Origin of the sequence: Salmonella sp. SSDFZ54 (assembly GCF_004010735.1) — a bacterium.
Taxonomy (GTDB): domain Bacteria; phylum Pseudomonadota; class Gammaproteobacteria; order Enterobacterales; family Enterobacteriaceae; genus Salmonella; species Salmonella enterica.
The window spans coordinates 4,586,562-4,611,015 of the sequence record NZ_CP034819.1; the positions used below are offsets into that span (position 1 = coordinate 4,586,562).

General features: G+C 53.3%; 22 protein-coding genes and 1 pseudogene. 6 read left to right on the forward strand and 17 right to left on the reverse strand.

All coding sequences use genetic code 11. The annotated features are described in order from the left end of the window. The first annotated feature begins 24 nt into the window (after positions 1-24). Positions 25-2,277, forward strand: coding sequence for a catalase HPII (gene katE, locus EOS97_RS22820; protein WP_000019116.1), 2,253 nt, complete (start codon positions 25-27; stop codon positions 2,275-2,277). 43 nt (positions 2,278-2,320) lie between these two features. On the opposite strand, the gene chbG is transcribed toward katE, so the two are convergent. The 7 genes from chbG to osmE form a co-directional block, all read right to left on the reverse strand. Beyond that, the gene (gene chbG, locus EOS97_RS22825; RefSeq protein ID WP_000442735.1) at positions 2,321-3,079 is read right to left on the reverse strand and encodes a chitin disaccharide deacetylase; all 759 of its coding nucleotides are present in this window, start codon (positions 3,077-3,079) and stop codon (positions 2,321-2,323) included. A gap of 12 nt (positions 3,080-3,091) precedes the next feature. Then, positions 3,092-4,447 (reverse strand): 6-phospho-beta-glucosidase, encoded by a 1,356-nt coding sequence (locus EOS97_RS22830; protein WP_000078778.1) that lies wholly within the window; start codon positions 4,445-4,447, stop codon positions 3,092-3,094. A 124-nt stretch (positions 4,448-4,571) separates the two neighbouring features. Further along, positions 4,572-5,414, reverse strand: coding sequence for a transcriptional regulator ChbR (gene chbR, locus EOS97_RS22835; protein ID WP_000983393.1), 843 nt, complete (start codon positions 5,412-5,414; stop codon positions 4,572-4,574). 10 nt (positions 5,415-5,424) lie between these two features. Continuing rightward, entirely contained in the window at positions 5,425-5,772 is a 348-nt protein-coding gene (chbA, locus tag EOS97_RS22840) for a PTS N,N'-diacetylchitobiose transporter subunit IIA (protein ID WP_000459883.1), read from the reverse strand. 50 nt (positions 5,773-5,822) lie between these two features. Continuing rightward, positions 5,823-7,181, reverse strand: a complete 1,359-nt coding sequence (gene chbC / locus EOS97_RS22845; protein ID WP_000073063.1) for a PTS N,N'-diacetylchitobiose transporter subunit IIC — start codon at positions 7,179-7,181, stop codon at positions 5,823-5,825. Between the two features lie 82 nt (positions 7,182-7,263). Next, on the reverse strand, positions 7,264-7,584 hold the full coding sequence (gene chbB / locus EOS97_RS22850) for a PTS N,N'-diacetylchitobiose transporter subunit IIB (RefSeq protein WP_000412161.1): 321 nt from the start codon (positions 7,582-7,584) through the stop codon (positions 7,264-7,266). Positions 7,585-7,884: 300 nt separating this feature from the next. After that, a complete protein-coding gene (gene osmE, locus EOS97_RS22860) occupies positions 7,885-8,226 on the reverse strand; it encodes an osmotically-inducible lipoprotein OsmE (protein ID WP_001039301.1) in 342 nt (113 codons plus the stop codon). Positions 8,227-8,444: 218 nt separating this feature from the next. On the opposite strand from osmE, the gene nadE reads away from it, so the two are divergent. Both nadE and cho read left to right on the forward strand, forming a co-directional pair. After that, positions 8,445-9,272, forward strand: coding sequence for an ammonia-dependent NAD(+) synthetase (nadE, locus tag EOS97_RS22865; RefSeq protein ID WP_000174982.1), 828 nt, complete (start codon positions 8,445-8,447; stop codon positions 9,270-9,272). Between the two features lie 120 nt (positions 9,273-9,392). Next, on the forward strand, positions 9,393-10,274 hold the full coding sequence (gene cho / locus EOS97_RS22870) for an excinuclease Cho (protein WP_001805139.1): 882 nt from the start codon (positions 9,393-9,395) through the stop codon (positions 10,272-10,274). Positions 10,275-10,348: 74 nt separating this feature from the next. Here cho and spy read toward each other — a convergent pair whose 3' ends face one another. From spy to EOS97_RS22900, 6 genes and pseudogenes are all read right to left on the reverse strand, one after another. Next, a complete protein-coding gene (spy, locus tag EOS97_RS22875) occupies positions 10,349-10,834 on the reverse strand; it encodes an ATP-independent periplasmic protein-refolding chaperone Spy (RefSeq protein ID WP_001228998.1) in 486 nt (161 codons plus the stop codon). A gap of 335 nt (positions 10,835-11,169) precedes the next feature. Beyond that, positions 11,170-12,137, reverse strand: a pseudogene (astE, locus tag EOS97_RS22880) (succinylglutamate desuccinylase). Next, positions 12,130-13,473 carry an N-succinylarginine dihydrolase gene (gene astB / locus EOS97_RS22885; RefSeq protein WP_000123947.1) on the reverse strand — a complete coding sequence of 448 codons (1,344 nt, stop codon included), beginning with the start codon at positions 13,471-13,473 and terminating at the stop codon, positions 12,130-12,132. Before astB ends, astE begins: the two are co-directional and overlap by 8 nt. Continuing rightward, the gene (astD, locus tag EOS97_RS22890; protein ID WP_127836206.1) at positions 13,470-14,948 is read right to left on the reverse strand and encodes a succinylglutamate-semialdehyde dehydrogenase; all 1,479 of its coding nucleotides are present in this window, start codon (positions 14,946-14,948) and stop codon (positions 13,470-13,472) included. The genes astB and astD overlap by 4 nt, the downstream gene beginning before the upstream one ends. Beyond that, a complete protein-coding gene (astA, locus tag EOS97_RS22895) occupies positions 14,945-15,979 on the reverse strand; it encodes an arginine N-succinyltransferase (RefSeq protein ID WP_001263890.1) in 1,035 nt (344 codons plus the stop codon). Before astA ends, astD begins: the two co-directional genes overlap by 4 nt. Continuing rightward, positions 15,970-17,196, reverse strand: coding sequence for an aspartate aminotransferase family protein (locus EOS97_RS22900; protein ID WP_000059488.1), 1,227 nt, complete (start codon positions 17,194-17,196; stop codon positions 15,970-15,972). Before EOS97_RS22900 ends, astA begins: the two co-directional genes overlap by 10 nt. 445 nt (positions 17,197-17,641) lie before the next feature. Between EOS97_RS22900 and xthA the strand changes: the two genes are divergently transcribed. Next, positions 17,642-18,448, forward strand: coding sequence for an exodeoxyribonuclease III (gene xthA / locus EOS97_RS22905; RefSeq protein ID WP_000673951.1), 807 nt, complete (start codon positions 17,642-17,644; stop codon positions 18,446-18,448). A 72-nt stretch (positions 18,449-18,520) separates the two neighbouring features. Further along, positions 18,521-18,937, forward strand: coding sequence for a pyrimidine (deoxy)nucleoside triphosphate diphosphatase (locus EOS97_RS22910; protein ID WP_000592136.1), 417 nt, complete (start codon positions 18,521-18,523; stop codon positions 18,935-18,937). Here the strand turns inward: EOS97_RS22910 and EOS97_RS22915 are convergent. After that, positions 18,897-19,172: a YnjH family protein gene (locus EOS97_RS22915; RefSeq protein WP_000336846.1), complete on the reverse strand. Its 276-nt coding sequence runs from the start codon at positions 19,170-19,172 to the stop codon at positions 18,897-18,899. The two genes, EOS97_RS22910 and EOS97_RS22915, sit on opposite strands and share 41 nt — an antisense overlap. Before the next feature lie 238 nt (positions 19,173-19,410). Between EOS97_RS22915 and gdhA the strand changes: the two genes are divergently transcribed. Continuing rightward, complete coding sequence (gdhA, locus tag EOS97_RS22920; RefSeq protein WP_000372865.1) at positions 19,411-20,754, forward strand: NADP-specific glutamate dehydrogenase; 1,344 nt, start codon at positions 19,411-19,413, stop codon at positions 20,752-20,754. A 29-nt stretch (positions 20,755-20,783) separates the two neighbouring features. Here gdhA and topB read toward each other — a convergent pair whose 3' ends face one another. From topB to EOS97_RS22935, 3 genes are all read right to left on the reverse strand, one after another. Further along, the gene (topB, locus tag EOS97_RS22925) at positions 20,784-22,733 is read right to left on the reverse strand and encodes a DNA topoisomerase III (RefSeq protein ID WP_001235877.1); all 1,950 of its coding nucleotides are present in this window, start codon (positions 22,731-22,733) and stop codon (positions 20,784-20,786) included. Positions 22,734-22,737: 4 nt separating this feature from the next. Continuing rightward, positions 22,738-23,781: a selenide, water dikinase SelD gene (gene selD / locus EOS97_RS22930; protein WP_001294888.1), complete on the reverse strand. Its 1,044-nt coding sequence runs from the start codon at positions 23,779-23,781 to the stop codon at positions 22,738-22,740. A gap of 117 nt (positions 23,782-23,898) precedes the next feature. After that, positions 23,899-24,450, reverse strand: a complete 552-nt coding sequence (locus tag EOS97_RS22935; protein WP_000339313.1) for an NAD(P)H nitroreductase — start codon at positions 24,448-24,450, stop codon at positions 23,899-23,901. Positions 24,451-24,454 lie beyond the last annotated feature (4 nt).

Consider the following 24,454-nt stretch of genomic DNA (forward strand, 5'->3'; position numbering starts at 1 on the left):
TGATGAAAGCAGGAGACGAGTTCAATGTCGCATAATGAGAAATCCCCCCATCAGTCCCCCGTGCATGATACCCGTGAATCACAGCCCGGCCTGGACTCCCTGGCGCCGTCAGACGGTTCACATCGCCCCACGCCAGAACCGACGCCGCCGGGCGCGCAACCAACGGCCCCCGGCAGCTTAAAAGCGCCCGAGACCGCGAATGATAAGCTCACCGCCCTCGACACCTTTCGTAAAGGCAGCGAAAATTATGCGCTGACCACCAATCAGGGTGTGCGCATCGCCGACGATCAAAATTCTCTTCGCGCCGGCAGCCGTGGCCCTACGCTGTTGGAAGATTTTATCCTGCGCGAGAAAATTACCCACTTTGACCATGAGCGTATCCCGGAGAGGCTCGTTCACGCCCGCGGATCAGCAGCGCACGGCTATTTTCAGCCATATAAAGACCTGAGCGACATCACGAAAGCCGCGTTTCTGTGCGATCCACAGAAAATTACCCCGGTCTTTGTTCGCTTTTCGACAGTACAGGGCGGCGCGGGGTCTGCTGATACCGTACGTGATATCCGCGGTTTTGCGACCAAATTTTATACCGAAGAGGGAATTTTCGATCTCGTCGGTAATAACACGCCGATCTTTTTTATCCAGGATGCACATAAGTTTCCGGATTTTGTGCACGCCGTTAAGCCCGAACCACATTGGGCTATTCCGCAAGGACAGAGCGCGCACGACACCTTCTGGGACTATGTTTCCTTACAGCCTGAGACGCTGCACAACGTCATGTGGGCAATGTCGGATCGCGGTATTCCACGGAGTTATCGGACGATGGAAGGGTTCGGCATTCACACCTTCCGTCTGATCAATGCACAAGGGAAAGCGACCTTTGTCCGTTTCCACTGGAAACCGTTGGCAGGTAAAGCCTCGCTGGTATGGGATGAGTCACAAAAACTGACCGGTCGCGATCCGGATTTTCACCGCCGGGATCTGTGGGAGGCCATCGAAGCGGGCGATTTCCCGGAATACGAGCTGGGCCTACAACTCATTGCCGAAGAGGATGAATTTAAATTCGATTTTGATCTGCTCGATCCGACCAAACTGATTCCGGAAGAGTTGGTGCCAGTACAACGCGTCGGCAAAATGGTGTTAAACCGTAATCCGGATAACTTTTTCGCTGAAAACGAACAGGCGGCATTTCATCCAGGACATATTGTTCCCGGCATTGATTTTACCAACGATCCGCTGTTACAGGGGCGTCTGTTCTCTTATACCGACACGCAAATCAGCCGTCTGGGCGGGCCAAACTTCCACGAAATTCCGATTAACCGCCCTACCTGCCCCTACCATAACTTCCAGCGTGACGGTATGCACCGGATGGATATCGACACCAATCCGGCGAACTATGAACCGAACTCCATTAATGACAACTGGCCGCGCGAAACGCCGCCAGCGCCAAAACGCGGCGGCTTCGAATCATACCAGGAACGCGTGGATGGCAATAAAATCCGCGAACGCAGCCCCTCTTTCGGCGAATATTACGCGCATCCTCGCCTGTTCTGGCTCAGTCAGACGCCGATAGAGCAGCAGCATATTATTGAGGCGTTCAGCTTTGAACTGAGTAAAGTCGCCCGCGCGTATATTCGGGAGCGGGTGGTCGATCAGTTAGCGCATATTGATGTCACGCTGGCTCAGGGCGTCGCGCATAATCTCGGTTTTGCACTCACCCATGAGCAAACGCAAATTGCCCCGCCTCCTGATGTCAACGGTCTGAAAAAAGATCCGGCGCTCAGCCTGTATGCGGTGCCGGACGGCGATGTTAAAGGCCGAGTGGTCGCTATTCTGCTGAACGACAAGGTTAACGCCGCCGAGCTGTTGACCATTTTGCAGGCTTTAAAAGCCAAAGGCGTCCACGCAAAACTGCTCTATTCACGGATGGGTGAAGTAACGGCTGATGACGGTTCAACATTAACTATTGCGGCAACCTTTGCCGGCGCGCCGTCGCTAACGGTCGATGCAGTAATAGTACCGTGCGGCAATATTGCCGATATCGAGAGCTGCGGCGATGCCCGCTACTACCTTCTGGAAGCCTACAAACATCTGAAGCCCATCGCACTGGCAGGCGACGCCCGACGGTTTAAGGCGCTTTTAAACATTGATAGCCAGGGGGAAGAAGGACTTGTTGAGGCCGATAACGTTGACCACCACTTTATGGACACTCTGCTGACGCTGATGGCGGCACACCGTGTCTGGTCGCGTGCGGGGAAAATTAACGCGATTCCTGCATAAACGGCAAAAAATGCGGCGCATTCTTGCGCCGCAAACTCAGGAGCTAAATATCAAGAAAACTGCCAGGACGATATCCACGTTCCGCAATCGCTGCCTTGAGTGACGCAGACGTCAATACCTCCAGTTCAGTTAAGCGGGGGTAACAATAGGCGCTCTGGCGAATAATGTTGTCCACAAACGCCGGATGACACATCACCTCCAGAGAGGTTTCTCCTCGATGCGTCGAGGCATCCAGAATGCGTAAAAAGCACGCTTCGGTGATCTCCTCGCCGTAAAATTCACTGCTAAATCCTTGAGTGCTGCGCAAATCCGACGGCAGATCGTCGGCGTTCAACACCGTCTGGCGGTCAATACGTAACGCAATCCCGCGCTGCGCCGCAAAACGGGCGACGATGGGGAAAATTTGCGGGAACATATGCACATGATGGTGGCTGTCGAGATGCGTTGGCTCGCGGCCAAATACGTCGATGAAACGCTGATACTGACACGCCAGTTCATGCGCAATTTCATCCAGCGGAAGCGTATCCTCCTCCGCCATTTGCCAGATCCATTTCCCCAACAGGCCGTCTCGCGTCAGGCCCGGCATCTCTGACACCGGTTTGCCTAACGTCAAAACAAAATGCATTCCCACCCCAAGCGCAGGCAGCTCGCGGCTAAGCTGCGCCGCATGGTCAATAGCCTCGCCATTGACCAGCGCCGTCGTGGAGGTCACAACGCCGTTGCGATATGCTTCAACAATGCCGTAATTTTGCCCTTTACTCAGGCCAAAATCATCGGCATTCACAATCAACACGCGTTCCATAGCCTACCTCTGTCAGTGGTGCTTACCTTTCAGCGCTTCGATGCAAGCGGCAAAATTAGGCAGCCATTTTTCATGCGCCAGAATGAGCTCACGCGCCAGGACTTCTGCGTCGCGGTCGGAATGCACCAGCGGACTCAGGTTAAGCGCCAGCAGCACATCATTAAAGTTTCCGCTCAGCGCCGCATTGCTGGCCGCGACCTCAAATCCTTTAATCGTGTGGATAAGCCCCAGCACTTTTTCGTCAAAACGGGTGATACGCGGGTGCGGCGTCGCGCCATTGCGTCCCAGAATGCAGGTCATTTCCACCGCCCAGTCCGCCGGGATATTCTCGACATGCCCATGATGTGGAATATTAACGTAATGCTCAGTCTGCTTGTCATTATAAATAGCGTTAATGACTTCACAAGCGGCATCGGAATAATAAGCGCCGCCGCGTTGCTCAAGCTCTTTCGGCTTCACGTTTAGCTCAGGATTTTTGTACAAGTCGAAGAGTTGTTTCTCCACTTTCTGTACGACCTGAGCGCGCGCGCCGCCTTTGTAATATTCGCCCATTTCAATCGCCAGCATCTCTTTTTGCTTGAAGTAATACAACAAATAAGAGCACGGCAGCATGTTCAGCGAGCGAATCAATCCTTCACTAAACGGCAGATCAAAGATATTTTTTACGGTTGACGCTTTCAACTGACCGGACGCCACGCCATCCAGTAATTCTGCGAACCGTGAGGTGCCATTCACCAGCACATCTTTAATAAAGACCATATGGTTTAGACCAAACAGGTCAATGGAAAGATCGTCATTCTCATTCAGCGCCAGCACGTCATGAATAAACATTTTCATGCCGACAGGAATATTACATACGCCGATGAATTTTTTAAAGTTGGTATGGCGATAAACCGCTTCCGTCACCATCCCCGCCGGGTTAGTAAAGTTAATGACCCACGCATTCGGACATAATTCTTCAACATCTTTAATGATGTCAAAAATAACCGGAATGGTACGCAACCCTTTAAATAAACCGCCAGCGCCGTTGGTTTCTTGCCCCAGATAGCCGTGGCTAAGCGGGATACGCTCGTCCAGCTCACGGGCTTTGAGTTGACCAACGCGTAGCTGGGTAGTAACAAAATTAGCGTCTTTCAGCGCTTCCCGGCGATCCAGCGTTTTATACAATTTTAGCGGAACGCCTGCTTTATCAATCATTCGCTGGCAGAGATCATAAATAATGCCCAGCTTCTCTTTCCCGTCTTCAACGTCAACCAGCCATAATTCGGTGACAGGTAACTCATGGTAGCGTTTAATAAAGCCTTCAAGTAATTCAGGGGTGTAGCTGCTCCCGCCACCAATAGTGACGACTTTTAATTTCTGGCTCATAATATCTCCCTTCAGTGTATGACACTGATATGTATTACGCTATGCCCGCTCGTAAGAAATAGCGTGACGTTCCCCGCGCTATTGGGGCAAGCGTGAAATGTAATTAATCGAGCAATGCAAACCGTTACTCATTAATTTCCGTCAATCGTTTCCGATAACTATTCGGCGTAAATGAGGTCATCTTCTTAAACGTTTTAATAAACAGACTTGGACTACTATACCCGGCTTCATAAGCAATATCCGTAACCGAATAGTTGGTCATTTCCAACTGTTTCTTGGCAAAATTAATGCGAATCTCATTAATGATTTGCATCGGCGTTTTGCTGTAATAACGTCGGGTGGCGCGCGTCAGATACTCCTGGGATTTTGCCGACAGGCGCACCATATTTTCCAGCGCATGTTCGCCAAACTGCGTTTTATCATGCATTATCTCCACGGTTGCTTTCAGCCATTGTGGAATATCATCATAAACCTGCTCTTCGCGGTAATGACGTAAGCGGTTTATAATATAAAATGTCACCACTTCGATAAATTCGTCGAGCCCATTGCCGCGAAAATTCAACGACGCAATCACCGTTTCAATATAGGTAAGGAAGGTGCTATTCGCCCTGTATACCTGCGATGCCACAAAACAAAACGGCAGTAACGGAAGATAATGCTGTTCAAAAAAACGTTTACTAATTCCTACGTTCAGAATACGCGTTGCGCCAAACTCATAGAAACTTTGGTGATTCGACCCCACCGGGATAAAAACAAAATCTCCACGTTCCAGCAGCACACGCTTCCCGTTGATCTCCTGGTAATAACGTCCGGTTAATACCAGGGTAAATTCATAGTAGTCGTGCTGATGCAGCCCGGTGACGCTTTCCGTCTTGTTATAGATAAACACATGGAAATTTTTGCCATTGAAGAGCTGCTGCTCATAAACCGTTTTGATTTCCGTTGCGTTAACCTGTAGCTGCATCATCCGCCCCCTGTTATTTCAGTTTCTCATGGAGCTCAATCAACTCGGCGATCAGTTCACGAGCCAGCATTGATGTCATCAAATGATCCTGAGCGTGAACCAGGACCAGACTGACTTTCATTTTGCCTTCGCCCTGATCGCCTTCGATGAGTTTTGTCTGCACAAGATGCGCTTCATTGAGCGCTATGCGCGACTGGTCCATCATCGCTTTCGCCGCCTCAAAATCGCCTTCTTTCGCTTTTCTGAGCGCGCCATATGCCAGGCTGCGCGCCTGACCAGAATTGATGATAAGCCCCATAACGACTTCTTCGAGTTCCTCAGCCGCTGTCTGGTTATCTACAACATTTTCAAGATCAAACATAGTCTTTCCTCTGATTCAGCCCGGCATGGCATCCCATGCCGACGCGGAGTTTAGAATTTCAGTGCGTTAGCGATATCTTCTTCGCTTTCTTCCTGCTCGATGGCGTTCTGCGCTTTGTTAGCCACCACCACGAAGGGGAGATAAATCAGGGTAGCGACCGCCAGGTTAAATAGCGCAACCAGCAACGCGGCGACACTGCCGTTGGTGTTAAAGAACGCCCCCAGCCCGGTTGGCATGGTCCACGGCGCAATATTGGTAATCGGCGGAATAATACCCAAATAGTAAGCCACCAGCGTAATCGCCGCCAGAATCGGCTGAACCAGAATGAAGGGGATAAACATCACCGGGTTCATAATAATCGGCAGGCCAAACAGGATGGGTTCGTTAATCTGGAAGATACCTGACGGCAGCGCCAGTTTTGCCACCTGGCGATAGTCCGCGCGACGGGATGCCAGGAAGATAGCGATGATCAGACCCAGCGTTGCGCCGCTGCCACCGAGGAAGATATAAGAATCCAGCATCGGTTTCGCCCAGATATGGAACGTTTTACCGGCTTCCAGCGCCGCATCGACGGAGCCATACTGCTGGTAAATAGAGATGTTTTCCAGCGCCCAGGGCGTCATGATGCCGCTATCCAGCGCGGTCAGCGCCAGCGAACCATGAATACCAAAGAACCACAGCAGCGGTACAAAAATGACATATGCCCACCCTACCACGCTACCCAGCGATGCCAGCGGCGTAGAGATAGTGTCCATAATAATCTGATGGAAGTTAGAACCGTAATTAGACAGCGCCCAGGCAATAATCCCCATAATAGAGAGAATAATAAAGCCGGGAATTAATGCTGAGAATGAACGAGACACCGAAGCCGGTACGCTGTCCGGTAGCTTAATCACCCAGTTGCGCCGGACAATAAATGTAAACATCTCCGCGACCACCAGGCCAATAATAATACCGGAGATAATATTCGCGCCGCCCAGCCAGTTAGCGCCTACGGCATAGGCCTCGCCGACACTATACGGCGTTACGGTCATAAATGCCGCCACGGAGAGCAGTCCGGCGGCCAGCGCATCAACCTTGCGCTCTTCCGCCAGCGCCATGCCGATAAAAAATGGCGCCATGAGCGACATAATGCCCAATGTGCCGTTATAGACGTTCCCGCCGATGCCTTTCAATCCATTAAGTGTTTCAATGGTTGAGGCATCAAGCCGAATGCCCATGGAATAAAAAAACGACCCCTCCCCAAAGCTCAGGAAAACGTTATTAATTAATACAAACATCGCCCCCGCAAGGGTTAATGGCATTAAACGAATAAAGCCGTTCTTGATTGCATTAACGTGTGGCTGCTTTCCTATTTTTACAGCAAAAGGAAGGAGTACCTTTTCAAGTGAAGCAATAACGTTACTCATAGAAAAATACCCTTAAATACCGCAATAAAATATTGCGGTTAGTGTATGAAATAACTCTTTGACGGGAAAAATTAAAAAATAATTAATTCGCGGCGGCTTTTTTAATTGCCGCTACCGCAGCTTTAAGCACGCCTAAGCCATCTACCTTGCCGTACAACATTGAATCAATGACTTCTACCGGTTTACCGGGTAATAAACGCTGAATTTCGGGGAGCATATAAGCAATTTGCGGGCCTAATAACACGACGTCCGCTGCCGGGCCTTTTTCACCGGCCAGGGTTTCAGGGAATGCTTCAATAATCACCGGCACTTCATATTTTTCAGCCTGAGCGCGCATTTTTGATACCAGTAACGACGTTGACATGCCCGCAGAACAAAACAGATAAATGTGTTTCTTTTCCATAAAAACCTTCCTCATGTGCGATTATCTGTCAACCAGATACGCCGCAAGCCTCAACCTGCATCCATACTCTGGGCGACTTGCGTAACCGGATTTACTTTTTTAGGTGGCTGAAATGAGTATACGGGATCGGACCGCCGGATGGTATTTCCTTGACCCACTAAATTGTCTCTCATTGACCTGGCGTTATGACCCCCCTCACATTTCGGGCAAATAATTCGCGATAATAAATAAGGTTATGGCAGGCACAAAAAAACCGGCTCGCAGGCCGGTTTCCTTGAATGTTCAGGCAATGTACAGTTGTTACTGCTTCGGCGCCTGTGGGTCAGTGTCGTACTCCGCACAGGTCTGGTAGCCGGAGTTAATCACGTGCCCGGTATCATCCAGCGCAACAAAGTAGGTTTCCGCTTTACCATCACGTTGACCCAGGATGTAGGTCTGACAGGTACCGCGCGCATGAATCATGCTCACTTCAGATGACGGTTTGCCCGCAATCTGCGCAACTTGCGCCCTGCTCATTCCTTTTTTAACATCTTTAACGACAGGCTCAACAAATTGGTCTTTTGTACGATCATACGCCGTACAGCCTGCCAGCATAGTCATTACCGCCGCTGCGCTTAAAATTCCTGCTACGTTCTTGTTCATTTTCCGTCCTCTTGTTTATCAGCGTGTTATGTAAGCCTGGAATACATCAGAACATTTTTCAAGCCGCGCCTCGCCACAAAAAGTCTTTCGGAAAATTCTCTAACGCAGCGATATGTTGTTTTAAACACCGCTTAGCCCGCCAAACCTTGTCGTTTCAGCGGCGAAGGGTTAGCTTTAACAGGGTAAAGATTCATTTTTTTAATGTCGAAGGGGGTTAAATGACTCTGCAGCAAGAGATAATCCAGGCGCTTGGCGCGAAACCGCATATCAACCCTGAAGAAGAAATTCGCCGCAGCGTGGATTTTCTTAAAGCGTACCTGAAAACCTATCCCTTTTTGAAATCGCTGGTGTTAGGCATCAGCGGCGGGCAGGATTCGACGCTGGCCGGGAAACTCAGCCAGATGGCTATCGCCGAATTGCGGGAAGAGACTGGTGATAATGCGCTGCAGTTTATCGCCGTTCGTCTGCCTTATGGCGTGCAGGCCGATGAACAGGATTGCCAGGACGCCATCGCTTTTATTCAGCCGGACAGAGTACTCACCGTCAATATTAAAGGCGCCGTCCTCGCCAGCGAACAGGCGCTGCGCGAAGCGGGAATTGAGCTGAGCGATTTTGTTCGCGGCAATGAAAAAGCGCGTGAGCGAATGAAAGCGCAATATAGCATCGCCGGTATGACTCACGGCGTCGTGGTGGGCACCGACCATGCGGCGGAAGCGATAACCGGGTTCTTCACCAAATATGGCGATGGCGGTACCGATATTAACCCGCTTCATCGCCTTAACAAACGCCAGGGCAAACAGCTTCTCGCAGCGCTGGGCTGTCCTGAGCATCTGTATAAAAAAGTCCCCACCGCCGATTTGGAAGACGACCGCCCTTCACTGCCTGATGAAGCCGCGCTGGGCGTAACGTATGACAATATTGACGATTACCTGGAAGGCAAAACGCTGGACTCCGCCATCGCTAAAACTATCGAAGGCTGGTATGTAAAAACTGAACATAAGCGCCGTTTGCCGATTACGGTATTCGACGACTTTTGGAAAAAGTAAGCGTACTTCTACTGTTGTGCCGGATATCGCTCGTCTATCCGGCCTCCTCTCTTCCCAGCCTCTTTTTTAATCACCCATCCGCTGTTATACTGGATGAATAACCAGTTAACGGAGATCACTGTGGTACGGCGTCAATCAGCCCCCCGCCTTGAGTTTGAAGCGGCGGCCATTTACGAATATCCAGAACATTTACGTCCTTTCCTCAGCGAAGCGCCAGCCTTACCGGGCGTCTATATATTTCATAGCGAAAGCGAGACGCTGCCGCTTTATATCGGTAAAAGCGTAAATATTCGCAGCCGGGTGCTCTCACATCTGCGAACGCCTGACGAGGCCGCTATGCTGCGACAGGCGCGGCGGATAAGCTGGATCTGCACCGCTGGGGAAATGGGCGCGTTGCTGCTGGAGGCGCGACTGATCAAAGAACAACAGCCGCTGTTTAACAAGCGGTTACGTCGTAATCGCCAGCTTTGCTCTCTACAGTTGAGCGAACAAAAGATTGAGGTCGTTTCCGCCCGCAGCGTCGATTTTTCCCATGAGCCGAACCTGTTTGGGCTCTTCGCCAACCGTCGGGCAGCGCTGCAAAGCTTACAGAACCTCGCCGATGAACAAAAATTGTGTTATGGCCTGCTGGGGCTTGAACCGGTAAGCCGTGGGCGCGCCTGTTTTCGTTTCGCTCTGAAGCGCTGCGCTGGCGCGTGCTGTGGGCAAGAAACCCCGCAGGCGCATTTTCTTCGTCTGCAGGCCTCACTGGAACGGTTACGTGTGGTTTGCTGGCCCTGGAAAGGCGCTATCGCGTTAAAAGAGAGCCGCCCACAAATGACCCAGTTCCACATTATCAACAACTGGTTATGGTTGGGGGCGGTACCCTCGCTGGATGAGGCCGCCACCCTGGTGCGCACCCCTGCGGGCTTTGATCAGGATGGCTATAAAATTCTCTGTAAGCCACTAATGTCAGGTCAATATGAGATCATTGAACTGCACACCGACTGTCGCCAGTCATAAAGAAAACCGCCGATCCTGTCCACCTCAACGATTGTGTTGTCGACAAGACCGGCGGTCTTAAATTATGCGGAAAGTTATTCTGCCGCAGCAGGCATTTTACCTTCTTGCGCCGGGCGTTCTGTCAGACGCTTCTCAAAATTAGCGTTATATTGCTTTTTCTGCTCCGGTGTCAGAACGTTATAAATTTTATTCTGGGTTTCCATATGCGCCAGCATATTGGCCTTGCGCTGCGCTTCCATTTTCGTAATTTGCGCTTCGGCTTTGGCTTTATCGAAGGTATCGCTGGCGATAATATCATGCATGGCGCGACGCTCTTCCAGCAGCGGACGTTTCATTTGCTCGCGCTGCGCTTTCATAATGTCGCGAATTTGTTGCTTCTGTGCGTCTGTCAGGTTCAGGTTTTTAAACATCATATCGTGATGTGGGCCAAATTTACCTTTATGCTGCATCATTGGCTTCGCATCCGCTGGCGCGGCGGTGGTAGTCTCAGCGGCATGAGCGAGATTCGCAGCACCCATCGCCAGGGTAGAGGCAACAAATAGAGCAGTCAGTTTACGCATATTTCCATCCTTCCTTTCAGTTATTTTTACGGCATATTTAAAACAGCGCCGTGTTGTCGTGATTAACTTTAACCGTCTTAGCGTCAATTAGTCATAACAACGGTAAAACAATGAAAGTATAAAAAACACTTTTTCGCCAATTGTGAAGAAAAAAAGAATAAATTGCGCAGAGTTGAAAGAGAAATATACAACAGCATGATATAGCAGAAATTATGCAGAACTATAACGCAGCAACGCTTATTAATAAAGCAATTCTCCAGGAATAATCCGTAATAGCATGAAACTGTGTCCCAAATCATCCCTGTAATCCTAACGTGAGCTTACAGGGACATTTATCAGGGCAGTCTTTCCAGCATTAATCCAGCCCGCAATCCGCAGGCGACAGAGGGATTAGGAAAGAGAACATATTCAACGTCATGCGTCACCGTCACGCGCTTATCCCCCTCCTCGGCCAGCAACGTTCCCTTCGCAAAGGCAGTAAAATTCAGCGTTTGCGCATCCATATAAAGCGCGAACTTGTCGCTGTGACGCGTGATTTGCGACACCACCCGATAGCGTAGCGGCGGCGAAAACGAGGTTGACGTTTCGACACCGCTCAGCAACGCCGACAACGCCTGCGAGGTTACGTTGAACTGCGTCAGATCGTTTTGCCTAAACGGCAACGCCTTTCCCAACTCCAGCGTACAGGAAAGCGCGCCGAAATGTTCAGAGCTAAAGTGCGTAAACGTACCGCCGGGCGCCTGATGAAATACCAACGCCTCTAGTCCTGCCGCGCCCAGCCACGCCAGAAAATCTGTCTCCCACGGGCGGTCGCGCTGCGGCAATACGCAAAACGCAAATGATGCGAGCCACGAATGGCGGTATGCAGATCCAGATGCCAGCGTACCCGCGCATGGCCAGATGAAAAGAAGGTCTCCAGACTGAGCTCCAGCTCACGCGCCCGCCGCGTTTCATCGCTTTCGGCAAAGGACTGCCAACGCCCGCCAAACATACGGTTCATATCGCTGTGACAATAGCGTATTCCCGCCGCCAGCGCCTGCGGATTGCCGAGTACCACCAACACTCGCCACGTTAACGTCAAGCTGCCTGAAAACAGCGCCGACAGCAGCTTATCCAGCATCTCTACCGGCGCGGTTTCATTGCCGTGTATCCCCGCAGAAAGAATTAACGCGCGGTCGACCGGCGCATCGGGCGTGAGTTCAAGCAGACCATGACCTAACCAGCGCCAGCGAAAACCCGCGCTCTTCCCCTGCGTCACCCGTGGTGTCGTGCCACTTAGCGTCAACGCCAGAAAGTTATCCATCAGCCGCCCCCGTTTGCTGGAAAGGATAAACCGACCCCAAATCCAGCAGACGCGTTAACACATCCAGCGCCTCCCGGCCTTCTCGCAATAATAACGGATCGGCCAGATCGGCAGCGGTCAGGCGATCGCGATAATAACGATCCGCCCACGCGTTAAGGGCCGTAAACAGAGCGTCATTCATCATTACCGCTGGATTCACCGCCCGTCGTTCTTCTTCTGTTAACACCACGCGTAATCGCAGACAGGCCGGGCCGCCACCGTTGGCCATACTTTCTCGCAAATCAAACACCTGCATCGCGCTGATGGGATTATCCTCCGCCACCAGCTTATTCAGATAGCGCCAGACGCCGGCATGGTCCTGACATTCCCGCGGCAACACTAACAGCATTGAGCCGTCGTCACGGCTTAACAACTGACTATTAAACAGGTAGGTCGCCACAGCATCTGATACAGAAACCTCTCCGGCGGGCACCTCTATCGCCATAAAACCGTCAACGCGCGTACGCAACTGATTAATGAGCACTTTCTGCCGGGCAAACGCCGCTTCGTGACAAAACAATACCTGTCGATTCGAAACGGCGATGACATCATTATGGAATACGCCTTGATCGATGACCTCCGGGTTCTGCTGAGCGAAGATAACCTGTTGCGGATTCACCTGATTAAGACGCGCCACGGCCTCGCTGGCTTCGCGGCTCTGGCGCGCCGGATAACGAGCGGGTCGTATTTCATTCTCCTCTTCGCGCCCATAGACAAAAAGCTGCACGCCTGCCGAACCATACTCGCCGCCAAGACGGTTATGATTCGCCGCGCCTTCATCTCCCAATAATGCGACCTGCGGTAACGCGCTATGCACTGAAAACTGACTTTCATCGCGAAATATGGCGCGTAGCAGCGCTTCGGTAACAGGCGCCTCAAGAGCGCGATGAAATTTATTGTTTAAATTCGCCACCGTCAGGTGAACTTTCCCGTCCAGCGCGTCTGCCGATGGGCAAACCGTCGCCGCATTCGCAACCCACATTGGCGACGCGGAACTCACGCTGGAAAGCCAGCGTGGCGCCTGACGCGCAACCTTATCCAGAATCTGCTCATCGCTACCCGTGAAGCCGAGCTGACGCAACGCCGGAATAAAAGGCCGCTCATGCGGCGGGATCACCGCCTGGGGAAAGCCGGCATCCGCCAAAGCTTTCATCTTTAGCAGCCCCTGCTTTACCGCCAGACGAGGATTCGACACCTGAAAACGGTGGCGGGTCGATGCCTCATTGCCGAAGGATAGCCCGGCATAATGGTGCGTAAGCCCCACCAGCCCGTCAAAATTAACTTCATGCGCCGTCATACCGCCTCCCTGCGAGAAAAGTCGAGACCGGGGCTTAATGTCGCAGGCAACGTCAGTTCGGGAGATTCCAGACTGGCCATCGGCCAGGCGCAATAATCGGCGGCATACCAGGCGCTGGGCCGATGGTTGCCAGACGCGCCGATACCACCAAACGGCGCAGTACTCGCTGCCCCGGTGAGCGGTTTATTCCAGTTAACGATCCCTGCCCGCGCCTCCAGCAAGAGCTGTTCGAACTGCGCGCGATCCGTCGACACCAGCCCACACGACAGACCAAAACGGGTATTATTCGCCAGACGAATCGCCTCATCGAAATGCGCATAACGCCAGACGTTCAGCAGCGGACCAAACACCTCTTCATCCGGCACATCCGCGACGCCCGTCAGCTCAATGATGCCAGGCGTCAGCAGAGAGGTTCCCTCTTTGACCTTCCGCGGCGCCAGTAGCGTGCGACCGCCTAATGCCTCTCGTTGACGCCAGGCCTCCATCACATGCTGTGCCGCCTGCGCTGAAATCAGTCCGCCGATAAACGGCTGCGGATCGTCGTCCCATCTGCCGGGCTGCAGACGTCCGGCGACGTCAACCAGCCGCGCCAGAAATGCATCTCCCTGCGCACCCTGTTTTACCAGAAGGCGTCGCGCGCAGGTACAGCGCTGTCCGGCGGTAATAAACGCCGATTGCAGCGTCAGATGTACCGCCGCATCTATATTTGCCACATCCTCAATAATGAGCGGATTGTTTCCGCCCATTTCAAGGGCCAGGATTTTTTCCGGCTGGCCGGATAGCTGGCGATGAAGCTGATATCCGGTACTGGCGCTGCCGGTAAACAGCAGTCCGTCGAGATCGTCGAGCGAACTCAGCGCTTGTCCGGTCTCCCGGCCGCCCTGCACCAGATTAAGAACGCCTGCCGGTAGCCCGGCCCGTTCCCAGAGTTTTATTACCGTTTCCCCGGTCCATGGCGTTAGCTCGCTAGGTTTGAAGATCAGCGTATTGCCTGCCAGCAACGCGGGCACAATATGGCCATTCGGTAAATGGCCGGGAAAGTTATAAGGGCCGAATACCGCCAGCACACCGTGAGGACGATGGCGCAACGTCGCGGCGCCATCGACAAGTTCGCTTTTTTGTTCGCCTGTTCTGGCGTGGTAAGCCTTAATCGAGATGGCAATCTTATTGATCATCGCCGTCACTTCCGTTGCCGCCTCCCAGCGCGGTTTACCGGTTTCACGTGCGATGACCTCCGTGAGATCGGCTTTATGCGCCTCCAGCAGGGCGGCAAATTTCTCTACGATAGCCTGTCGTACCGCAAAAGGCTCTCTGGCCCAACGAGGAAACGCCGCGCGCGCCGCCTGACAGGCCTCGGCGACCTGTGCCGCATTAGCGTCATTCCCCTGCCAAAGTATCTCCGCGCTCACCGGATTCGTTTTGCGGCGGCGTTCGCCCTGACCGGTTATCCAGTCGCCGTTTATCCATAGCGTCATACGGTTTTCTCCTCAGCGCAAAGGCGTACCAGCCGAACGTGGTCGCCCGCGCGACATTTCAGCGCATCCAACTGCGCGGCGGTAAGTACAAGTCGTGAAGTCTGCGGATCGGCACGCACCAGCGCGGCCCGAAAGTGGTGATAGTTTTCATTGGCGACCATACATGCCGGATAGTCGCCAGGCGCGGGTTGCCCTTCCGCGACTTCCACCAGTCGGCTTTTACGAATAGCCCGCACGCGGTCAATATCACACTCCAGCGTCGGCCCACCGTCGAAGATGTCGATATAGTGGCGATAGCGAAAGCCTTCCTTTTCCAGCACCGCGCGGGCTGGCGCCGTTTGCGGGTGGACTTCGCCAATCACGGCCTGTGCCTCTTCAGATAAGAAGTGGGTATAAATAGGATGTTTGGGCATCAGCTCGGCGATAAACGCTTTTTGCCCGGTACCGCATAAAAAATCCGCCCGGCTGAAATCCATAGAAAAAAAGCGTTTGCCGAGACTTTGCCAGAAGGGAGAATAACCGTGCTCGTCAATGACGCCGCGCATTTCCGCCACCACTTTCTCATTGAATTTATCGCGAAACGCGGCCATAAACATAAAGCGCGATTTTGACAACAGGTAGCCGTTACCCTCTTTACGCCATTCGGGATCGAGAAACAGCGTGCAAAGCTCACTGCTGCCGGTATGATCATTACTCAGGAATAATGTTGGCAACGCGTTATATACATTCAGCTCTTTGGAAGCATGAACCAGCGTACCGACACGATAGTTATACCAGGGGTCGTTAAGACCGACCGCGACCTCAATGGCGCAGATCCCGCCGACCTCACCCGTTTCACTGTCCTCGAGAACGAATACATACCCTTGTTCGCCTTTTGGCAGCTCGCCGGACCAGGTTTTTAGCGCGCGTTCAATGCGGGCCGCCAGCGTCGCTTCATTTGCCGGTAGCGAGGTTAAGCCGCCGCCCGTTTTGCCTGCAAGCTGCATCAGCGCGGCGATATCCGCATGTTCGACAGGACGAATCACCCGCATGATGCGCCTCCCGTCTGAAGGCGTTCGCACGCCAGGGCAAAACGATCAAGCCCGGTGGCTATCTCCTCGTCGCTCACATTTAACGCTGGCGCAAAACGCACCACGTCGCCGCCGGCGATGAGCACCATCACGCCTGCTTTTGCCGCTTCCTGGGCGATGAGTTTGGCTTTTCCGGCAAACTCCGTCTGTAGCACACAGCCAAGCAGTAGCCCCAGCCCGCGAATTTCACTGAACATGCCAAAACGTACATTAATGGTATTTAGACGTTCAATAAACGCATCGTGGCGCTGTCTAACGCCGTTTTGCATCTCCGGCGTATTGATGATATCCAGTACTTTTCCGGCAACTGCCGTCGCCAGCGGATTACCGCCGTAGGTGGTGCCATGCGTGCCTGGCGTCATGACGCTGGCATAGTCTTGCGTGGTCAGCATCGCGCCGATCGGGAAGCCGCCGCCCAGCGCTTTAGCGGTCGTCAGGATATCGGGCGTAACGCCATAATGCATATATGCATACAGTTCGCCGGTACGTCCGACGCCCGTCTGCACCTCATCAAAAATCAGTAACGCCTGATGCCGGTCGCACAATTCACGCAGCCCCTGCAAAAAAGCTTTCGTGGCGGGGATCACGCCGCCCTCGCCCTGCACAGGCTCTACGATCACGGCGCAGGTATTGTCATCAATGAGCGCGCTGGCGGAGTTCAGATCGTTATAGGCTGCATGACGAATATCCGGCGGCAGCGGCGCAAAGTCCTGTGAATAGGTGGGTTGACCGCCAGCGCTGACGGTAAAGAGCGTGCGGCCATGGAACGCGTTTTTAAAGGCCACAATGCCGCTTTTATGATTGCCGACACGATCGTGGGCATATTTGCGCGCCAGTTTTAATGCTGCTTCATTTGCTTCAGCGCCTGAATTACAAAAGAAAACGCGTTCGGCGAAGGTCGCGTCGATCAGTTTTTTCGCCAGTCGCAGCGCCGGTTCATTGGTGTAACCGTTCCCGGTATGCCAGAAGCGATTCGCCTGTTCATTTAACGCCTCGCGCAGCGCCGGATGCGCATGTCCCAAGGCGTTGACCGCGATCCCGCCAGCAAAATCAATGTACTCTTTCCCCTGCTGATCCCACAGGCGTGAGCCTTCTCCGCGTACAGGAATAAAAGGCGCGGGAATGTATACTGGCACCATCCATTCATCAAAGTTTTCGCGCGTAACTGACAGAGACATAGCGACCTCTTTTGGTAAAAATAAAGTTATCTATATGTTAATTAATGTGAGTGTTTGCGCTGTAAATGTAGATTGCAGCATTCGTGCCAGCCAGCGTTAACATTGCATAAACAGAAGTGATAAACGGTAAATCAATGGGTTACAGCGTAGCGATATTCACTTTTACTGCATGAAAAGTGAATATTTCCGCATAATCGGTGGCTAAAAAGAGGAAAAAGCGAAATATTATTCAGTTGCCAAATATAATTCTGGAATTGTGATCTTATACGAAATTTACTGGAAATTACCGCCCCGTTCTGGCGCATCTGCACGCAAACCGTGCCATTTTCGCGCTATAGAAAACACCATACGCTTCCATTGGCCGAATCTGACGATGAGTGGCAGTCACCCGGTAAAATTTCTGTTACCATCCCAACACGATTCACCTTGCAAAGTGGCAGTGACTATGAAATTTGTCTCTTTTAATATCAACGGCCTGCGCGCCCGTCCCCATCAGCTTGAAGCGATTGTCGAAAAACACCAGCCCGATGTGATCGGTCTACAGGAGACAAAAGTCCACGACGAAATGTTCCCGCTCGAAGAGGTCGCGAAGCTGGGCTATAACGTTTTCTATCATGGACAAAAGGGCCATTACGGCGTCGCGCTGCTAACAAAAGCCACGCCCATTTCCGTCAGACGCGGTTTCCCGGATGATGGCGAAGAGGCGCAACGCCGCATTATCATGGCGGAAATCCCCTCACCGCTGGGTAATATCACCGTCATTAACGGCTATTTCCCGCAGGGGGAAAGCCGGGATCATCCGTTGAAGTTCCCCGCGAAAGCGCAGTTTTACCAGAACTTGCAAAACTATCTTGAAACGGAACTCAAGTGTGATAATCCGGTATTAATTATGGGCGACATGAATATCAGCCCGACCGACCTGGATATTGGCATCGGCGAAGAGAACCGCAAACGCTGGCTGCGTACCGGTAAATGCTCCTTCCTGCCGGAGGAGCGTGAATGGATGTCACGGTTACTGAAGTGGGGATTAGTGGACACGTTCCGTGAGGCGAATCCGCAAACGATGGATAAATTTTCGTGGTTTGATTACCGCTCAAAAGGTTTCGTGGATAATCGCGGACTGCGCATCGATCTCTTGCTGGCAAGCGCTCCGCTGGCGGAACGTTGCGCAGAAACCGGTATAGACTACGACATTCGCAGTATGGAAAAACCCTCCGACCATGCGCCGGTCTGGGCGACGTTTCGTGTTTGATTCCGCTTTCTGATTAACCGTAAGGCCGGGATAGCGCGACGCTTCCCGGCAGGAATAACGACCTTAACGACAATGATAAAAAAACTCGATGTTGTTGCCGCCATCATTGAACGCGACGGCAAAATTCTGCTGGCCCAGCGCCCAGCTCATGCGGATCAAGCCGGTTTATGGGAGTTTGCCGGCGGTAAAGTCGAACCCGGCGAAACCCAGCCGCAGGCGCTTATCCGCGAGCTACGCGAAGAGTTAGGGATTGACGCCACGCCCGGCGTCTATATCGCCAGCCATCAACGCGACGTGTCTGGCCGACGAATTCATTTGCACGCCTGGCATGTGCCTGCGTTTAACGGTCTGATACGTGCGCTGGAACATCAGGCATTAGCCTGGTGTACGCCGGAAGAGGCGCTGGAGTACCCCCTCGCCCCGGCGGATATTCCGCTATTGCAGGCGTTTATGGCTTTACGCGACGCCAGACTAACGGATTCGTGCTGATGATTTTTTCGTCACGCTGGCACTGGAGCAAGACGCCTTCCACTTTTATTACCGCGCCTTCGGAGTAATTCTGATCCTGGTAAACGCAGCACTGAATGCAGGGCTGGGACGACTGACCGCGCGTGCTGAAAACTTCCGGCGGGACATTCACCTGAATATCAGGACGACTGTTCTGGTTTGCCAGCCCGACCATTGGCATTATCGCCATCACGGCGACCACGAGGCTTCGGCACATAGGATTTCCTTATTTTTCTAAGTATATTCTCAGTATAACGGTAAGCCGCCGTGAAAACTTTAATCTTCTTTTGTCATCGCTTTTAGTTATGACCCTCGCCCCGTTATGAATTTACTTAGCAGCGTCATTTTTTTCTTGCTTACCGTCACATTGCTGATGGTATAGTCGAAAACTGCAAATACATATTCTGATAAAACGCAAATACAACCACATTAATATATAAGAGGTTTTTATATCTATGGATCAGACATGTTCTCTGGAATCGTTCCTCAACCATGTACAAAAGCGCGACCCGCATCAAACCGAGTTCGCGCAAGCCGTCCGTGAAGTCATGACCACCCTGTGGCCGTTTCTTGAACAAAACCCCCGTTACCGCCACATGTCTTTACTGGAACGTTTGGTTGAACCAGAGCGCGTAATTCAGTTTCGCGTAGTGTGGCTGGACGACAAAAACCAGGTGCAGGTAAATCGCGCCTGGCGCGTGCAGTTCAACTCTGCTATCGGCCCCTATAAAGGCGGTATGCGCTTCCATCCTTCGGTAAACCTTTCCATCCTTAAGTTCCTCGGCTTTGAGCAAACCTTTAAAAATGCCCTCACCACGTTGCCGATGGGCGGCGGTAAAGGCGGCAGCGATTTCGATCCGAAAGGGAAAAGCGAAGGCGAAGTGATGCGTTTCTGCCAGGCGCTGATGACTGAACTGTATCGCCATTTAGGGCCGGATACCGACGTGCCTGCCGGGGATATCGGCGTGGGCGGGCGCGAAGTGGGCTTTATGGCGGGAATGATGCGCAAGCTTTCCAATAACAGCGCCTGCGTCTTCACCGGCAAAGGCCTTTCCTTCGGCGGCAGCCTGATTCGTCCGGAGGCGACGGGCTATGGCCTGGTCTACTTCACCGAAGCGATGCTTAAACGTCATGGTCTCGGTTTCGAAGGGATGCGCGTCGCCGTGTCCGGCTCCGGCAACGTAGCGCAATACGCCATTGAGAAAGCGATGGCCTTTGGCGCGCGCGTGGTTACCGCGTCGGATTCGAGCGGGACGGTGGTCGATGAAAGTGGCTTCACGCCAGAGAAGCTGGCGCGTCTGTGTGAAATTAAAGCCAGCCGTGACGGTCGCGTCGCTGACTACGCCCGTGAGTTTGGCTTAACCTATCTGGAAGGCCAGCAGCCCTGGAGCGTACCGGTGGATATCGCCCTGCCATGCGCGACGCAGAACGAACTGGACGTTGACGCCGCGCGCGTACTGATTGCCAATGGCGTAAAAGCCGTGGCGGAAGGGGCAAATATGCCAACCACGATTGAAGCGACCGATCTCTTCCTTGAAGCGGGCGTACTGTTTGCGCCGGGTAAAGCCGCCAACGCGGGCGGCGTGGCGACATCGGGGCTGGAAATGGCGCAGAACGCCGCGCGGTTGAGCTGGAAAGCCGAGAAAGTGGACGCCCGTCTGCATCACATTATGCTGGACATCCACCACGCCTGTGTCGAGTACGGCGGCGACAATAAGCATACCAACTACGTTCAGGGCGCCAACATCGCCGGTTTCGTGAAAGTCGCCGACGCCATGCTGGCGCAGGGCGTCATTTAATCCCGTCGTCAGGCCAGATAGCTTTACGCTTATTCGGTCTGACGGCCTGTCTCCTCAGCAGGCGGGATTTTTTTGCCCGCTCGCTTACGCGGCGCGCTCTTTTTCTTTTCTCCGCCGCCTGGCGCGACTATCCCTCTGAAGCGCTTCACCGGCGTGCGCTTAGCCTGATCGATCAGCTGATATAACGTGCCGACCAGCGGTTGCATAAAATCCTGGTAACGGCACTGCTTTTCGCTGATTTGCGTCAAAACAGATTCCCAGTGCGCGGTCATATCTGGACGGGCCGCCATTTCCGGCAGCGAATGTATTAACGCTTTGCCAGCATCGGTAGAATGAATGTAGCGCCCTTTTTTGGTCAGAAAGCTACGTTTGAACAGCAGCTCGATAATCCCGGCGCGCGTGGCTTCCGTCCCCAGCCCATCGGTCGCGCGCAGGATCTTTTTCAGATCTTTATCCTGCACGAAGCGGGCAATTCCGGTCATCGCGGAAAGCAATGTCGCATCGGTGAAATGACGCGGCGGCTGGGTTTGACGCTCGACCACTTCCCCCTTTTCACACAGCAACTCATCACCTTTGGCGACAACCGGCAGCGGCGTACCGTCGTTTTCCTCGTCGCGCTCTTTACTGCCCAATAACGTCCGCCAACCGGCCTCCGCCAGAAAACGCGCTTTGGCGACAAATTTCCCTTTGGCGATTTCCAGTTCAATAACGCATTTACGAAACACCGCGTCCGGGCAGAACTGCATCAGATACTGACGCGCAATCAGGGTGTACACTTTCGCTTCGTTTTCCGTCAGATGGACAGAAGAACTGCGCGCCGTCGGGATAATCGCGTGGTGCGCATCCACTTTTTTGTCATCCCAGCAGCGATTGCGCGTATCAGGATTAACCACAGACTGCGGCAGTAAATCCGGGGCGTGGACGCTAATCGCGTTCATGACCGCCTGCCGTCCGGCAAAGTGTTCTTCCGGCAGATAACGGCAGTCGGAACGCGGATAGGTAATCAGTTTGTGGGTTTCATATAGCTTCTGACAAATATCAAGCACGTTTTGCGCGCTCAGGCCAAAGCGTTTGGCGGCTTCAATCTGTAGCGCCGAGAGCGAAAACGGCAGCGGCGCGGATTCTGATTCCCGTTTATCATTATAACTGGTTACCAGCGCGGGCTGACCGTTGATTCGGTTCACTACATGCTCCGCCAGCGGACGATGCAGCAAGCGCCCCTCTTCATCCTGATAAGGTTCGCACGCCTCGCTCGGCTGCCAGATAGCGGTAAAACGCTCCTCGGCAGGCGTAACGATGTGCGCCTTTACTTCAAAGAAGTCTTTGGCGACGAAGTTCTCAATCTCTTCGTCTCGCCGCACCACCAGCCCCAGTACCGGCGTCTGCACGCGTCCCACGGATAACACGCCCTGATAGCCGGCATTACGGCCCAGGATCGTGTAAGCGCGGGTCATATTAATGCCATACAGCCAGTCCGCTCGCGCTCGCGCCAGCGCCGAGACGCACAGCGGCACGAAGTCGCTGTTCGCCCGAAGCCTGTCGATAGCACGCTCGACCGCCTGCGGGTTAAGGTCGTTTATCAGACAACGCCGCACCTGCTGGCGCTTTTCGGCAGGAAGCTGGAGATAATCCAGCACTTCATCAACCAGAAGCTGCCCTTCGCGATCCGGGTCGCCGGCGTGAATAATTTCACCGGCTTGATGCAAAAAGCGCTTAATCACATTGAGCTGTTTGGTGACGGAAGGACGAGGCTGAAGCTGCCATTTTTCCGGCACGATAGGCAGGTCAGCCAGATTCCAGCGCGCATAACGGCTGTCATACGCATCCGGCTGCGCCTGTTCCAGCAAATGACCAATACACCAGGTGACGACCTGCCCGTTTCCGCACTCAATAAAACCATCGCCTTTACGGTGCGGTTTTGGCAGCACATCCGCAATGGCGCGCCCCAGACTCGGTTTTTCGGCAATAAACAACCGCATCAGGTTAACGAATCTCAACCATAGCGCGACCGCCGCGGGCCTCGACCAGTTCGCCAATCGCGGTCAGATCGATACCAAATTCCGCCGCGGTGGCTTTAACATCGTCTTCGGCGTCCGGCGTTACCGCCAACAACAGACCGCCTGACGTTTGCGGATCGCACAGCAGGCTACGAACTTCACGCGACATGTCGCCCATCAGATGACCATAGCTGGCGAAGTTGCGCTCTGTGCCGCCCGGTACGGCGCCCAGAGCAATATACTCTTCCACGCCCGGCAGTTTAGGGATGTCCTGATAGCAAAGCAGCGCCTGCACGCCTGCGCCCTGGCACATCTCGCTCAGGTGCCCCAGCAGGCCAAAACCGGTAACGTCAGTCATAGCTTTTACGCCGTCGATATTGGCAAACGCCGCGCCAGCAATGTTCATCCGACACATGACTTCCGTCGCCAGCCCCTGATGTTCAGGCTTAAGCAGCGATTTTTTCTCGGCGGTGGTCAACACGCCAATCCCCAACGGTTTGGTCAGAAAGAGTTTGCATCCCGCCTGCGCGGTACTGTTTTTCTTCACCCGTTCGGTCGGCACTACGCCTGTGACCGCGAGACCAAAGATCGGCTCCGGGGCGTCAATAGAGTGTCCGCCCGCCAGCGCGATACCGGCCTGACGGCAGGCAAAACGCCCCCCCTCGGTCACTTCACGCGCAATATCGGGCGACAGGGTATTAATCGGCCAGCCAAGGATCGCGATCGCCATAATCGGTTTGCCGCCCATCGCAAAAATATCGCTGATGGCGTTTGTTGCCGCAATGCGGCCAAAATCAAACGGGTTGTCGACTATCGGCATAAAGAAGTCGGTGGTGCTGATAATACTGGTGCCATTACCCAGATCGTAAACCGCCGCATCATCGCGGGTTTCATTACCCACCAGCAGGTTCGGGTCGACGAACTTCGCCTGCTCGCTATGCAGGATAGTCTCCAGCACTTTAGGGGAAATTTTACAACCGCAACCAGCGCCGTGGCTGTATTGCGTTAAACGAATGGCTTGCTCGCTCATGGACATCTCCTGTCATTGCATTCGCGCTATGGTAGCGCTCATTCCCTGATGTGGTAAGTATCACTGTCTGAATTACCGCGCCTTTGCTCAGAATCCAGACAGTTTTATCCCTCAGCGTCAGAAATAACGCACAAACGGCGTGGGGTCGGGGGTACTGATCGTCGTTGACGCTTTGAGCTGCGGCGTGCCGAGATAGAGAAAACCAACAATTTTATCCTGCGGGCGGCACTCAAAGGCTTCCCGCACGATAGCGCTCTCCGTTAATGCGCCGCTACGCCAGATACCATTAAACCCTTGCGCAATCGCCGCCATTTGCATCGCCATCACCGCGCATCCGGCAGACATCTCCTGCTCCCACACTGGAACCTTATGGTTTTCTTCGCATTTCGCCACCACGGTAATGATCAGCGGCGCGCGAAACGGCGCATTACGCGCTTTTTCGATCGCTTTCTCATCGCCCCCGGCAGCGACAGCGCCTTGTTCAAGCACGGCGCTGAAGCGGTCGCGCCCCTCTCCTTCAATCACAAAAAAACGCCACGGCTGTAGAGATTTATGATCGGGAACACGCATTCCCGCCCGCAGAATGTTCTGTAATTGCTCGCCGACAGGCGCCGGTTCTGCGAGACGAGAGGCGCTACGACGGTTGACCAGCAGTTCTAGTGCATCCATTTGA

What these genes read in the sequence shown, in the direction of transcription:
- katE (WP_000019116.1), top strand. Translation starts at nt 25, where the DNA reads ATGTCGCATAATGAGAAATCCCCCCATCAGTCCCCCGTGCATGATACC.
- chbG (WP_000442735.1), bottom strand. Translation starts at nt 3,079, where the DNA reads ATGGAACGCGTGTTGATTGTGAATGCCGATGATTTTGGCCTGAGTAAA.
- EOS97_RS22830 (WP_000078778.1), bottom strand. Translation starts at nt 4,447, where the DNA reads ATGAGCCAGAAATTAAAAGTCGTCACTATTGGTGGCGGGAGCAGCTAC.
- chbR (WP_000983393.1), bottom strand. Translation starts at nt 5,414, where the DNA reads ATGATGCAGCTACAGGTTAACGCAACGGAAATCAAAACGGTTTATGAG.
- chbA (WP_000459883.1), bottom strand. Translation starts at nt 5,772, where the DNA reads ATGTTTGATCTTGAAAATGTTGTAGATAACCAGACAGCGGCTGAGGAA.
- chbC (WP_000073063.1), bottom strand. Translation starts at nt 7,181, where the DNA reads ATGAGTAACGTTATTGCTTCACTTGAAAAGGTACTCCTTCCTTTTGCT.
- chbB (WP_000412161.1), bottom strand. Translation starts at nt 7,584, where the DNA reads ATGGAAAAGAAACACATTTATCTGTTTTGTTCTGCGGGCATGTCAACG.
- osmE (WP_001039301.1), bottom strand. Translation starts at nt 8,226, where the DNA reads ATGAACAAGAACGTAGCAGGAATTTTAAGCGCAGCGGCGGTAATGACT.
- nadE (WP_000174982.1), top strand. Translation starts at nt 8,445, where the DNA reads ATGACTCTGCAGCAAGAGATAATCCAGGCGCTTGGCGCGAAACCGCAT.
- spy (WP_001228998.1), bottom strand. Translation starts at nt 10,834, where the DNA reads ATGCGTAAACTGACTGCTCTATTTGTTGCCTCTACCCTGGCGATGGGT.
- astB (WP_000123947.1), bottom strand. Translation starts at nt 13,473, where the DNA reads ATGACGGCGCATGAAGTTAATTTTGACGGGCTGGTGGGGCTTACGCAC.
- astD (WP_127836206.1), bottom strand. Translation starts at nt 14,948, where the DNA reads ATGACGCTATGGATAAACGGCGACTGGATAACCGGTCAGGGCGAACGC.
- astA (WP_001263890.1), bottom strand. Translation starts at nt 15,979, where the DNA reads ATGCGGGTGATTCGTCCTGTCGAACATGCGGATATCGCCGCGCTGATG.
- EOS97_RS22900 (WP_000059488.1), bottom strand. Translation starts at nt 17,196, where the DNA reads ATGTCTCTGTCAGTTACGCGCGAAAACTTTGATGAATGGATGGTGCCA.
- xthA (WP_000673951.1), top strand. Translation starts at nt 17,642, where the DNA reads ATGAAATTTGTCTCTTTTAATATCAACGGCCTGCGCGCCCGTCCCCAT.
- EOS97_RS22910 (WP_000592136.1), top strand. Translation starts at nt 18,521, where the DNA reads ATGATAAAAAAACTCGATGTTGTTGCCGCCATCATTGAACGCGACGGC.
- EOS97_RS22915 (WP_000336846.1), bottom strand. Translation starts at nt 19,172, where the DNA reads ATGTGCCGAAGCCTCGTGGTCGCCGTGATGGCGATAATGCCAATGGTC.
- gdhA (WP_000372865.1), top strand. Translation starts at nt 19,411, where the DNA reads ATGGATCAGACATGTTCTCTGGAATCGTTCCTCAACCATGTACAAAAG.
- topB (WP_001235877.1), bottom strand. Translation starts at nt 22,733, where the DNA reads ATGCGGTTGTTTATTGCCGAAAAACCGAGTCTGGGGCGCGCCATTGCG.
- selD (WP_001294888.1), bottom strand. Translation starts at nt 23,781, where the DNA reads ATGAGCGAGCAAGCCATTCGTTTAACGCAATACAGCCACGGCGCTGGT.
- EOS97_RS22935 (WP_000339313.1), bottom strand. Translation starts at nt 24,450, where the DNA reads ATGGATGCACTAGAACTGCTGGTCAACCGTCGTAGCGCCTCTCGTCTC.